The following is an 11,653-nucleotide window of genomic DNA, read 5'->3' as shown; positions in this document are numbered from 1 at the left end:
ACCGCCGCGAAAGGAGCGATCTTGGCATCGGCCAGCTCACGCACCGTCCGCCGCAGCAGCTCATGCTCCTCGGACGGCGCGTACGCGGGAAAGTCGCTCATCGGTCCTCCGCGGTGTCCCCGGCCGTGTCGGCGGCCCATTTACTTTGACGACCAATATTTGGACGCCAAAGTAAGCGACGCCGCCGCACTCAGTCAAGGCGATGCTGGTCACAGATGCCGCAGGAGCTTGGCGAGCGCGGGGTTGTCGTTGCTCCGCCGCCACGTCAGGCTCAGCTCGACGGGCGCCGGATCGTCGAGGGCGAGCGGCCGGAACGTCAGGCCCGCGTAACGCAGCTGGGCCGCGGCGGCGGGCACCAGGGCGACGCCCCAGCCGGAGTTGACCAGCGCCAGGATGCTGTGCACCTGGCTGAGGTACTGCGCGTACACGGGAGTGACGCCGGCCTGCCGGAACAGGCCGATCAGCAGTTCGTGGAAGTAGCGCGCCTCGACCGGCGAGTACATGATGAACCGCTGCCCGTCGAGAGCGGCCGGCCGGATCGGCCCGTCCCCGTCCGCCAGGGGGTGGCCGTTGGGGATCGCGGCGAGCAGCGGCTCACGGTCGGCGCCGCGTTCCTCCAGGTCCGGGTCGGTGACCGGCGGGCGGACCAGGCCGAGGTCGAGGCCCCCCTCCGCCAGCGCCCGCACCTGGTCCCTGGTCACCATCTCCCGCAGGACGATCCCGACGTCGGGCAGCGCCGTCCGCGCGACCTCCAGCAGCCGGCCGAGCGCGGCATAGGCGCTGGCTGCGGTGAACCCGATCGTGATGCTCCCCGACTCCCCCGCCGAGACCTGCCGCACCGACATCGCGGCATGGTCGGCCTGGTGGAGCAGCCGGCGGGCCTCGACCAGGAACGCGCGTCCCGCCGGAGTCAGGCGCACCGAGCGGTTCGTCCGGTCGAACAGCCGCACCTTCAGGTCGTTCTCCAGCAGCTGGATCTGGCGGCTCAGCGGCGGCTGCGTCATCCGCAGCCGCTCGGCGGCCCGGCCGAAGTGCAGCTCCTCGGCGACGGCCACGAAGTTCGCGAGCTGGTTGAGCGTGAACATCGATTCCCTGCGGGTATCAGTGAATGCCTTTTTCGTGTTGGACCTGGATCAATCCGCCATCCTAGCCTCGGGTCATGAAGCAGACCGCGCCCGACGAGATCGCCCGCCGGCTCGGCTCCGGCCTCCTGTCGTTCCCGATCACCCACTTCCGCGAGGACCTGTCCTTCGACGAGCCCGCCTACCGCGAGAACATCGCCGGGCTCGGCCGGGAGGGCCTCGCGGGCCTGTTCGCGGCGGGCGGGACGGGCGAGTTCTTCTCCCTGACGGCCGACGAGGTCCGGCAGGTCGTCCGCGCGGCGGTGCAGGACGCGCCGGACGGCGTCCCGGTGATCGCGCCCGCCGGCTACGGGACGGCGACGGCCGCGGAGATGGCCCGCGACGCCGAACGCGCGGGCGCGGACGGGATCCTGCTGTTCCCGCCCTACCTGACCGAGGCGTCGCAGGAGGGCCTGGCCGCCCACGTGCGCGCCGTCTGCGCCGCGACGAGCCTCGGCGTGACGATCTACAGCCGCGCGAACGCCGTCTACCAGGACGCGACCGTCGCCGAGATCGCCGACGCGTGCCCCAACCTCGTCGGGTTCAAGGACGGCGTCGGGAACCTGGAGCTGATGACGCGGATCCGGGCGAGGCTGGGCGAGCGCCTCGTCTACATCGGCGGGCTGCCCACCGCCGAGACGTTCGCGCAGCCCTACCTGGAGATGGGCGTGACGACGTACTCCTCGGCCATCTTCAACTTCGTCCCGGACTTCGCGATCGGGTTCTACGACGCCGTCCGCGCCCACGACCGGGACGAGGTGCGGCGCCGCCTGGAGGGGTTCGTCCTGCCGTACTGCGAGATCCGCAACCGCCGCGCCGGATACGCCGTGAGCATCGTGAAGGCCGGCATGAGGGCCGTCGGCCGCCCGGCGGGCCCCGTCCGCCCGCCGCTGACGGATCTGACCGGCGACGAGTTCGACGCGCTGGCCGAACTCGTGCGGAAGGCGACATGACCGTCGCCCCCGGCGAGGCGACCCTCGACCGCGTCGCCCGGATCGAGCTGTCGTCGGTCACGCTGCCGCTCGCCGCCCCGGTCAGCGACGCCAAGGTCCTGACGGGACGGCAGCGCCCGATGACCGAGGTCGTGTTCCTGTTCGCCGAGATCGGCACCGAGGACGGCCACGAGGGCATCGGGTTCGGCTACTCCAAACGCGCCGGCGGCCCCGGCCAGTTCGCCCACGCCGCCGAGGTCGCGCCCGCCCTCATCGGAGAGGACCCGAGCGACATCGGCAGGATCTGGACGAAGCTGGCGTGGGCGGGCGCGTCCGCCGGCCGCAGCGGCCTCGCCACCCAGGCCATCGCCGCCATCGACATCGCGCTGTGGGACCTGAAGGCCAGGCGCGCCGGGCTGCCGCTGGCCAAGCTCCTCGGCGCGCACCGCGACTCGGTCCGCTGCTACGACACCTCGGGCGGGTTCCTGAACGCTCCCCTGGAGGAGGTGCTGGACAACGCGGCCGCGTCCGCGGCCGCGGGGATCGGCGGCGTCAAGATCAAGGTGGGGCATCCCGACCACGCCGAGGACATGCGCCGCGTCACCGCCGTCCGCGAGCGTCTCGGCGACGCGTTCCCGCTGATGGTCGACGCGAACCAGCAGTGGGACCGCGCGTCCGCGCTCCGCATGGGCCGCGCGCTGGACGCGTTCGACCTCACCTGGATCGAGGAGCCCCTGGACGCCTACGACGCCGAGGGGCACGCGGCGCTGGCCCGCGCGCTCGACACGCCCATCGCGACCGGCGAGATGCTGACCAGCGTCGCCGAGCACTGCGAACTCATCGACAAGGGCGCCGCCGACATCCTCCAGCCGGACGCGCCGCGCATCGGCGGGATCACGAACTTCCTCAGGCTCGCCGCGCTCGCCGACCACCGCCGTCTGCGACTCGCGCCGCATTTCGCGATGGAGATCCATCTGCATCTGGCCGCCGCGTATCCGAGCGAGCCGTGGGTCGAGCATTTCGACTGGCTCGAACCGCTCTTCAACGAACGCCTGACCATCCGGGACGGCCGCATGCACGTCCCTTCCCGTCCAGGCCTTGGAATCACGCTCAGCGACAGGGCCCGCGCCTGGACGAGGGAACGCGTCGTCATCGGCGGGGATCGTTGACCGGACAGGGCTCGAACCTGCGACCCGCTGCTTGTAAGACAGCCGCTCTGCCAACTGAGCTACCGGTCATCGCCGCCCGGAGAACCGCTCCGGGACGCGCTGCTGGAGCAGGGCTCGAACCTGCATGACGTGATCCAGAATCACGCATCCTGCCATTGGATGATCCAGCACGGGTGCCTTCGGCGAGCGGTGGCGTCCGCCCACCTGGGCACGGGAGAACCGGCCGGGGGTCGTTACTCCCGCCGGTCCAGTCCAGAGCCGCACTCGAGAATCGAACTCGATACTCCTGGGTGGAAGCCAGGTGCCTCACCATTTCGGCTTGTGCGGCGCACGTCGCGGAGCACACGGCTCCGGAGCACCTCTGCCAGGACTCGAACCTGGGACTTCCGCATTCGTAGTGCGGCGCTCTGTTCCACTGAGCTACAGAGGCTTGCGCGGCCTTCTGAGGAGTCGAACCTCATACCTCCCGGTCTTCAGGCGGGCGCTCGATCCACATGAGCTTGAAGGCCATGAAAAAAGCCGCCGGGGAGCGACTCCCTGGCGGCCTCCGGCGGGCTTTCGGCCCTATCCAGAGGCGTCCACGGACACGTCGAAGCCGCCCTGCCGGCGGCCCCCGAAGGGTCGCCGCTGCTGGTCGGCGGTTCCGGTCATCGCGCGGCTCCCTTCTCTGCCCGTCGGTCGAGTTCGTTACTCATAGGGTGCGGCATGCGGCCGTACAGGCGCAATTGTTTTTTCGCGGAACGCACCGGGGCCCGGCTCTGTGCGCGGGCCCCGGTGCGGCGATCATCTGTGTCAGACGGCCCTGCGGCGGGAACGCGCCGAGCGGCCACGCGAGGGGGTCAGCAGCCGCTGTAGAACCCTGAACGGCAGGGTGACGACGCTGATGATCGTGCCGATGATGGCGCTGAGCGCTGCGCTGATGCGGCGCATGTGGATTCACTCCTTCGAGTCGTTCTATAACGCCACATACCCCTACATAGCGCTTTACACGGGGTTTGCCCCGATGATGACGGTGGCGTGCCACTCCTCGGACACGGCCACGGTGGCGGCCAGGCCGCCGCCTTCGACCGCCGCGACCGCGTCCGGGACCTGACGCTCGCTGGTTTCGAACAGCAGGTGGCCGCCTGGGACGAGCCACCGCGACGCCTCCGCGGTCACGCGGCGCAGGACGTCGAGGCCGTCGGCGCCGCCGTCGAGCGCCACGCGCGGCTCGTGCTCCCGCGCCTCCGGCGGCATCAGCCCGAGGCCGTCCGTCGGGACGTAGGGCACGTTGGCGAGCAGGACGTCGACGCGGCCGCGCAGGGCGTCCGGGAGCGGTTCGAAGAGGTCGCCCTCATGGGCCTGACCGCCGAACGGCGCGATGTTGCGGCGGGCGCAGCTCACCGCGGCGGGTTCGATGTCGGAGGCGTGCAGGGCGAAATCGTCCAAGCCGGCCACGAGCGCGGCCCCCAGTGCGCCGGTTCCGCAGCACAGGTCGACGACGACGGGACGCGGCGGGACGAGGGCGGCGGCCTCCCGGACGAGGAACTCGGTGCGGCGGCGGGGGACGAAGACCCCAGGGTCCACGGCGATCCGCAGGCCGCAGAACTCGGCCCAGCCGAGGACGTGTTCGAGGGGCAGCCCGGAGGCGCGCCGCTCCACCATGGCGGACGCGTCGTCCGGTGTGCGGGCCGTGGAGATGATCAGCCTCGCCTCGTCCTCGGCGAAGACGCAGCCGGCGGCGCGCAGCCTGGAGACGATGGCGGACTCGGTGAGGGGTGCTGACATGGGCGACGGCAACGATATCCCAGGCGTGCCTCGGACCGTTCGGAGCAGGGGCGGGACGGCGGGACAATGGTGTGTCGTCCAGGGACGGGGGTCAGGGGTTGCCGGAGAGGCCGGGCCTGCGGGCCGACTGCGCGAACTGCTTCGGGCTGTGCTGTGTGGCGCTGCCCTTCGCCAAGTCGGCCGATTTCGCGGTGGACAAGGATGCGGGCGAGCCGTGCCGGAACCTTCTGGCCGACTCCCGCTGCGGCATTCACGCGAACCTCCGCGAGCGGGGTTTTCCGGGCTGCACGGTCTTCGACTGTTTCGGCGCCGGCCAGAAGGTGTCGCAGGAGACCTTCGGCGGGCGTGATTGGCGGCAGGGCCCGGACGTCGCAGGGCCGATGTTCCGGGTGTTCCCGGTAATGCGGCAACTCCATGAGCTGCTCTACTACCTCGACCAGGCGCTCGCGCTGCCACCCGCCCGACCGGTTCGCGACGACCTTCGCGAAGCGCTGGACGAGGTCGTCCACCTCACCGAGGGCGGTCCGGGTGAGCTCGCCGACGTGGACGTCCCCGCCGTGCGGGAGCGGGTGAACGTCCTGCTGCTGCGGGTCAGCGACCTCGTCCGGGCCGGTGTTCCGGGGCGGAAGAAGAGCCGGCGGGGAGCCGACCTCATCGGGGCGAAGCTGAAGGGCGCCGACCTCCGGGGCGCGGATCTGCGCGGCGCGTACCTGATCGCGGCCGATCTGCGGGGCGCCGACCTGCGGGCGGCGGACCTGATCGGCGCGGACCTGCGGGACGCCGACCTGCGCGGCGCCGACCTCACCGGGGCGATCTTCGTGACGCGGTCCCAGCTCGACTCGGCCCGCGGTGATGCGACCACCCGGCCGCCGGAGGCGCTGGGACGGCCCGCGCACTGGTGACACCGCCCCGGGGGCCGGTCGCTGATCTTGTTTAGGGCCGTCGCCAGGGGGCATTTCCGCAGCGCACGTCATCGGGGGGCTGCGTGACGCGGGTGAGATGGTGGGGCACGGGCGTCGTGGCGCTCGTGCTGCTCATCCTCTGCGGGGGGCTGCCCCTGCTGAACGGGGCGCTGGGAATCGGCGGCGCGCCGCTGGCACCCGGGACGGTCCTTTCGGCCGGGACGGAACGCGACGGCGCCCGCCCGGTGACGCTCGTCGTCCCGTCCGCCGGCTGGATGCTCAGCAAGGGGGACACCTCCTTGACGAGCAGCGTCGAGCTGTTCAGCGGCGACGTCGTGGTCAACCTGAACGTGGTCGTCCCGCTGGGCCCCATGGACGCGCGGAGGCTGTGGGACGGCCTCGGGCGGATCGTCGCGGTCGGGGGGCAGACGCGTCTGGGCGTGCGGCCGGCTCCGATCATGACGGCGCACGGGCTGACCGGCCTGACCGGGAGACTCATGGGGCGGGACCGCGCGGGCATGGCCGCCGTGTTCGCCACCGACACGCTCGGGGCCACGGTGACGGCCGCCGGGCCGCCGCGCGCGTTCCGCAAGGTGGCGGCGGAGGCCGAGGCCATGGCGCAGAGCGTGCGGATCAGGGCGCCGTGGCCATGACGCGCCGTCCCGCGTTCTGGTTGTGGGCGGCGGCCTGCCTGCTCGGCGCCTGGGTCGCGTGGCGGGGCCTGGACGCGGCGGTCCGCGCGTTTCCGGCCGGATCGGTCGCCGGTGTCGCGCTGCTGGCCCCGGCGCTGGCGGCGGGGGTGTGGGGGCTGCGGCGGCTGCATCCGGTCCGGTCGCATCCGCTCGGGTACGCGATGATCGCGGTGGCGTGGGGCGGGGTCGCCGCGTTCGGGCTGGCGCTGCCCACCAACGCGGCGTTCCAGGCGGTCATCGGGAAGACGGCCGGGCCGGAGTTCAACTCGGCGTGGGGCGCGTCGATCGCCGCGCCGGTCGACGAGGAGATCCTGAAGCTGCTCGGTGTCGCGACGCTGGCGCTGATGGCGCCGTCGGCGGTCCGCGGCCCGCTGGACGGCTGGGGCTATGGCGCGCTGACCGGGCTGGGCTTCCAGGCGTCCGAGAACTTCCTGTACGTCCTCAACACCATCGTGCTGACGGGGGCGACGCAGGACGTGAACGCGGCGTTGTTCTCTTTCGGCAGCCGGGTGGTCGGCGGAGCGTGGTGGAGCCACTGGGCGATGACGGCGGTCGGCGGCGCGGGCCTCGGGTGCCTGCTCGGCAGGGCGTCCCGGACGAGCCTGACCGTCGCGGCCGGCGGCTTCGTCCTGGCGATGGCGCTGCATTCCTGGTGGGATTCGCCCCTGATGTCGGGTGTGCTGCTGTTGCCGGTGAAGGGCGCGCCGATCCTGCTCGCGGCGGTCGTCACCTACCGGCTCTCCAGGCGCCGCTACCTGTCGCACTTCCGGCGGACCGCGCACGCCGAGACCGCGAGCGGGGTCTTCGTGCCGGGCGAGGCTCATGTCCTCGCCTACCGCAAGTGGCGCAGGAAGGAGCGGTGGGCCGTGCCGGCCGGGGAGCCGCGCCGGCTGCTCGCACGGCTGCGCGCCACCGAGCTCGACCTGATCGAGGACGGTCTCGGCGGCCTGGAACACGATCCCCGGTCCGCCGACCGGCTCCGCGCCGACGTCCGGGACCTGCGCCGCCACCTCAACGCGTCCGCCGAGCGCCCCCGCGTGGCCTGACGAGCAGCACGGCGCCGCAGACGCCGGCGGCGAGGAACAGGGCATGGGCGGGGTCACCGGAGGCCGTGGAGCCGACGGTCGCGAACGCGCCCATGGTCGCGGTGCCCAGCGCGGCGCCGCCCTGCCGGGCGGCGTTGAGAATTCCGCCGGCCGCGCCCGCCGTCCCTTCCGGGGCCGCGGCGACCACCATGGTCGCGAGGGCGGGCAGCGCGAACGAGACGCCGAAGCCGGTGCACAGCAGGCCCGCGACCAGCGGCGGGTAGGACGCGCCGCCCAGCAGGACGGCGCCGGTGAGCGCTCCCCCGGCGGTCAGCAGCGCAAGGCCCGCGACGACGGGACGGCGCGGCCCCGTCCTCGCGACGATGCGTCCGGTGAGCAGCGGATTGAACGCGAACGGCAGGGTCATCGGCAGGAACGCGAGGCCGGTCTGGAACGGCGTCAGGCCGAGGTCCCGCTGGAAGACGAGGGGCAGGACGAACAGTGCCCCGGTCATGGCGAAGTTGACGGCCGCCCCCGCCGCCAGCGCGGCGGGCATCCCGCGCGCCCGCAGCACTGCGGGCACCAGGACCGGGGCCGCGCTCCGCCGTTCCCGCACCGCGAACGCGGCACCGGCCGCGACGGCGCCGGCCGCGGAGCAGAGCGCGTGCGGACCCGAGCCGGAGCCGAGGGCGATGAGGGCGTCGGTCAGCAGCCCCATCGCCGCGCAGGCGAGGAGCTGGGCGGGCCCGTCGATGGCGCGCGGACCCCGCGGGCAGTGCACGGCCCGCCCGGAGACGAGGACGAGGACGGCGGCGGCGAGCGGCACGTTGATCAGGAAGATCGCGCGCCATCCGGCGAGGCCGACCAGCGCGCCCCCGGCGAGCGGTCCGGCGGCGAGCGCGGCGCCGCTGGTCGCCGCCCAGGTGGCCACGGCCCTCGCACGTTCGGCGGGCACCGGGTACAGGCGGGCGATCATGGCCATCGAGGCGGGCACGCACGCCGCGGCGGCGACGCCGAGCAGCGCCCGGAGCGCGACGAGCGTCCACAGGTCCGGAGCGGCGGCGCTGAGCAGCGATCCGAGGCCGAAGGCGGCGATGCCCGCGCGGAACACCCGGTGCGCGCCGTACCGGTCGGCGATCGCGCCCGCCGACGGCAGGAGCGCCGCGAACACGACGGTGTAGCCGGTGACGGCCCACTGCAGGCCCGCGACCGTCGCGTGCAGGGACCGGGCGAGGTCGGGTTCGGCGACCGACAGGACGGTCGTGTCGAGCAGCACCATGAAGTAGCCGAGCGAGATGCCGAGCAGTGCCGGGCGGCGGCGCGCCTCAGCGGGCCCGGCTGGAGCGGTTGCGAGGACGGAGTTCATGGCGGCCAAGTCTGCGAATCCGGGTCGTCCGGCTCCACCGGCCCGCCCGCACACGGCGTTCGGAATATCCGAATGCGCGGACCGGGTTGGCACCGGCATGGAGTTGCGCCAGCTGCGGACGTTCGAGGCCGTCATCGCCCACCGGACCGTCACCGACGCCGCCGCCGCGCTCGGCCTCGCGCCGTCGTCCGTGTCGGAGCAGATCCGGGTGCTGGAGCGGTCGCTGGGCGTGGCGCTGTTCGAGCGCGGCGCGAGGGGCATGCGGCTGACCCCGGCGGGCGAGCGCATGCGCGGATGGGCGGCGCGGCTGCTCCGGCAGGCGGAGCAGGCCCGCCGCGAGGTGACCGGGGAACGCCCGGCGCTGCGGCTCGGCGCGCTGGAGAGCATCGCCGCCGCCCACGTCCCCGCCGTGCTCGCCCGGCTCGCGCGGCGCCGGCCGGACCTGCGGGTCGACGTCCGGTCGGACGGCGCCCGCGACCGGCTGCTGGACGCGGTCGCCGCCGGTGACCTGGATGCCGCGCTGCTGCTGGACGCCGGCGACGGCGTCGGCGGGCTCGGGTTCGCGCCGCCGCCCGCGCCGCTGGACCACCTCGACCTCGAACCGGTGCCGCTCGTCCTCGTCGCCGCCCCCGGCCATCGGCTCGCCGGGGCGCCAGCCGTCACCGCCGCTGACCTGCGGGACGAGAAGCTGCTGGTCAACGTGCCTGCCTGCTCGTTCTGGCTGGCCGGCGAGCGGCTCTTCGGCTCCGCCGTAGAACGGGTCAGGGCCGGCAGCGTGACCGTCATGGCGGCGTGGGCCGAGCGGGGGCTCGGGATCGCGCTGGTCCCCGAGTTCGCGGTCGCGGACCGGCTCGGCTCCGGCGCACTCGCCAGGCTCGCGCTCGACGCTCCCGGCCTCAGCCTGCGCCTGGTCTGGCGCGCCGACCGCGAAGCGCTCCCCGGCATGCGCGAAATCCTCTACGCGGCGAGCGCCTGAGCGCGGCGGCGACCGTTTGTCCCAACCGGCCCCGGGTACCGCCCCTGCGGAGATCACGGCTCGGCCAGGGGAGAGGCGCGATGGCGGGACGGAAGGGCAGGTCGAAGGCCGAGGGGCTGGAGAAGGTCGCCTGGGGCGTCAACGACAGGCTCGGCTCGACCGAGTTCCTTCACCGGAACATCGGCAAGGCGTTCCCCAAGCACTGGTCGTTCCTGCTCGGCGAGATCGCGCTCTACTCCTTCATCGTCCTGCTCATCACCGGCGTCTACCTGACGCTGTTCTTCAAGCCGAGCGGCGCGCACATCGTCTACGACGGCTCGTACACGTCGTTGAACGGCGTCCAGATGAGCGAGGCGTACGCGTCCACCCTGCACATCTCGTTCGATGTGCGGGGCGGCCTGCTGATGCGGCAGATCCACCACTGGGCCGCGATCGTCTTCCTCGCCGCGATCAGCGTCCACCTGATGCGCATCTTCTTCACCGGGGCGTTCCGCAAGCCGCGCGAGATCAACTGGCTGATCGGCGTCACGCTGTTCGTGCTGGCGCTGGCCGAAGGGTTCGCCGGCTACTCGCTCCCCGACGACCTGCTGTCCGGCACCGGCCTGCGGATCATGCAGGGCATCGTGCTGTCCATCCCCGTCGTCGGCACCTACCTGAGCCTGTGGGTCTTCGGCGGCGAGTTCCCGGCCAGCGAGAGCTTCATCCCGCGGCTGTTCACCGTGCACATCCTGCTCATCCCCGGGCTGCTGCTCGCGCTCATCACCGCCCACCTGATGATCCTCTGGCACCAGACGCACACGATCTGGCCGGGCAAGGGCCGGCGGGAGCGGCTGGTCTCCGGCGAGCCGACGTTTCCGCACTTCGCCGCGCAGAGCGCCGCCTATTTCCTGTTCACGTTCGGTGTGCTGGCCGGGATGGGGGCGTTCCTGCAGGTCAACCCCGTGTGGCTCTACGGCCCGTACGAGCCGGACCAGGTCTCGATCGGCTCGCAGCCCGACTGGTACGTCGGCTTCCTCGAAGGCTCCCTGCGCATCATGCCGGCTCTGGAGACGACCCTGCTCGGGCACAGCGTCCCCTGGAACGTGCTGCTGCCCGCCGTCGTCCTGCCGGGCGTCTTCTTCACGCTCATCGCGATGTACCCGTTCGCGGAACGCTGGGCGACGGGAGACGAACGTCTCCATCACCTTCTCGACCGTCCGCGCAACGCCGCGACCAGGACCGCGATCGGCATGGCCGCCGTCGCCTGGTACGGAAACCTGTGGGCGGCGGGCGGCAACGACATCATCTCGTTCGTCTTCGGCATCCCGCTGTACTGGACGACGTTGTTCTTCCGCGTGGGGTTCTTCGCCGCGCCGATCATGGCGTTCGTCATCACGCGGCGGATCTGCCTCAGCCTGCAGCGCCGGGACCTGCGAGAACGCCGCGAGGGCGTGGAGAGCGGCCTGATCTCGCTGAGCCCGGAGGGTGGTTACAGCGAACGCCATGAGCAGGCGTCGGAGGAGCAGGAGGCGCTCCTGCGGACCCGGCAGCCGGGGGAGCTCGTCGCCCCCTACCCGAACCACCTCATCCCGCTGCCGACGCCCGACCGGGCCCGCACCCAGGTGCGGACCCGCGCCAACCGCTTCTACATGAACTACCAGATCGAGTCGTACGGCGGCGGCCAGGGCGACCTGGAACACGACTCGCAGGAGGACGGGGGCTGA

At 72.6% G+C, this 11,653-nt stretch carries 11 protein-coding genes and 5 tRNA genes; 7 read left to right on the top strand and 9 right to left on the bottom strand.

The window, feature by feature from the left end:
* Positions 1 to 209: 209 nt before the first annotated feature.
* Positions 210 to 1,085 carry a LysR substrate-binding domain-containing protein gene (locus AB0C35_RS19930; RefSeq protein ID WP_358457813.1) on the bottom strand — a complete coding sequence of 292 codons (876 nt, stop codon included), beginning with the start codon at positions 1,083 to 1,085 and terminating at the stop codon, positions 210 to 212.
* A gap of 74 nt (positions 1,086 to 1,159) precedes the next feature.
* Between AB0C35_RS19930 and kdgD the strand changes: the two genes are divergently transcribed.
* Together kdgD and AB0C35_RS19920 are read left to right on the top strand one after the other, a co-directional pair.
* Positions 1,160 to 2,074: a 5-dehydro-4-deoxyglucarate dehydratase gene (gene kdgD, locus AB0C35_RS19925; protein WP_358457811.1), complete on the top strand. Its 915-nt coding sequence runs from the start codon at positions 1,160 to 1,162 to the stop codon at positions 2,072 to 2,074.
* On the top strand, positions 2,071 to 3,222 hold the full coding sequence (locus AB0C35_RS19920; RefSeq protein WP_358457808.1) for a mandelate racemase/muconate lactonizing enzyme family protein: 1,152 nt from the start codon (positions 2,071 to 2,073) through the stop codon (positions 3,220 to 3,222). Before kdgD ends, AB0C35_RS19920 begins: the two co-directional genes overlap by 4 nt.
* On the opposite strand, the gene AB0C35_RS19915 is transcribed toward AB0C35_RS19920, so the two are convergent.
* From AB0C35_RS19915 to AB0C35_RS19885, 7 genes are all read right to left on the bottom strand, one after another.
* Positions 3,219 to 3,291, bottom strand: a tRNA-Val gene (locus AB0C35_RS19915). The genes AB0C35_RS19920 and AB0C35_RS19915 overlap by 4 nt on opposite strands.
* A gap of 30 nt (positions 3,292 to 3,321) precedes the next feature.
* A tRNA-Gln gene (locus tag AB0C35_RS19910) sits at positions 3,322 to 3,392 on the bottom strand.
* A gap of 86 nt (positions 3,393 to 3,478) precedes the next feature.
* A tRNA-Gly gene (locus AB0C35_RS19905) sits at positions 3,479 to 3,550 on the bottom strand.
* Positions 3,551 to 3,578: 28 nt separating this feature from the next.
* Positions 3,579 to 3,652, bottom strand: a tRNA-Arg gene (locus tag AB0C35_RS19900).
* A gap of 5 nt (positions 3,653 to 3,657) precedes the next feature.
* Positions 3,658 to 3,731 (bottom strand) — tRNA-Phe (locus AB0C35_RS19895).
* A gap of 283 nt (positions 3,732 to 4,014) precedes the next feature.
* The gene (locus AB0C35_RS19890; protein WP_358457806.1) at positions 4,015 to 4,152 is read right to left on the bottom strand and encodes an LPFR motif small protein; all 138 of its coding nucleotides are present in this window, start codon (positions 4,150 to 4,152) and stop codon (positions 4,015 to 4,017) included.
* A gap of 54 nt (positions 4,153 to 4,206) precedes the next feature.
* On the bottom strand, positions 4,207 to 4,989 hold the full coding sequence (locus AB0C35_RS19885) for a putative protein N(5)-glutamine methyltransferase (RefSeq protein ID WP_358457803.1): 783 nt from the start codon (positions 4,987 to 4,989) through the stop codon (positions 4,207 to 4,209).
* Positions 4,990 to 5,087: 98 nt separating this feature from the next.
* Here AB0C35_RS19885 and AB0C35_RS19880 point away from each other — a divergent pair, with 98 nt between their 5' ends.
* The 3 genes from AB0C35_RS19880 (at position 5,088) to AB0C35_RS19870 (ending at position 7,629) form a co-directional block, all read left to right on the top strand.
* A complete protein-coding gene (locus AB0C35_RS19880) occupies positions 5,088 to 5,891 on the top strand; it encodes a pentapeptide repeat-containing protein (protein WP_358457800.1) in 804 nt (267 codons plus the stop codon).
* Positions 5,892 to 5,974: 83 nt separating this feature from the next.
* A complete protein-coding gene (locus tag AB0C35_RS19875) occupies positions 5,975 to 6,544 on the top strand; it encodes a hypothetical protein (RefSeq protein ID WP_358457798.1) in 570 nt (189 codons plus the stop codon).
* Entirely contained in the window at positions 6,541 to 7,629 is a 1,089-nt protein-coding gene (locus AB0C35_RS19870; RefSeq protein WP_358457795.1) for a PrsW family intramembrane metalloprotease, read from the top strand. The genes AB0C35_RS19875 and AB0C35_RS19870 overlap by 4 nt, the downstream gene beginning before the upstream one ends.
* On the opposite strand, the gene AB0C35_RS19865 is transcribed toward AB0C35_RS19870, so the two are convergent.
* Entirely contained in the window at positions 7,595 to 8,974 is a 1,380-nt protein-coding gene (locus AB0C35_RS19865) for an MFS transporter (RefSeq protein ID WP_358457792.1), read from the bottom strand. The genes AB0C35_RS19870 and AB0C35_RS19865 overlap by 35 nt on opposite strands.
* Before the next feature lie 97 nt (positions 8,975 to 9,071).
* Here AB0C35_RS19865 and AB0C35_RS19860 point away from each other — a divergent pair, with 97 nt between their 5' ends.
* Both AB0C35_RS19860 and AB0C35_RS19855 read left to right on the top strand, forming a co-directional pair.
* Positions 9,072 to 9,950 carry a LysR family transcriptional regulator gene (locus AB0C35_RS19860; protein WP_358457789.1) on the top strand — a complete coding sequence of 293 codons (879 nt, stop codon included), beginning with the start codon at positions 9,072 to 9,074 and terminating at the stop codon, positions 9,948 to 9,950.
* Between the two features lie 80 nt (positions 9,951 to 10,030).
* Entirely contained in the window at positions 10,031 to 11,653 is a 1,623-nt protein-coding gene (locus AB0C35_RS19855) for a ubiquinol-cytochrome c reductase cytochrome b subunit (RefSeq protein WP_358457787.1), read from the top strand.

The sequence above is a fragment of the Spirillospora sp. NPDC048819 genome, from assembly GCF_040650055.1.
Taxonomy (GTDB): domain Bacteria; phylum Actinomycetota; class Actinomycetes; order Streptosporangiales; family Streptosporangiaceae; genus Spirillospora.
The sequence above is the reverse complement of the archived record's forward strand: the minus strand, read 5'-3'. Positions and strand labels throughout refer to the sequence as shown.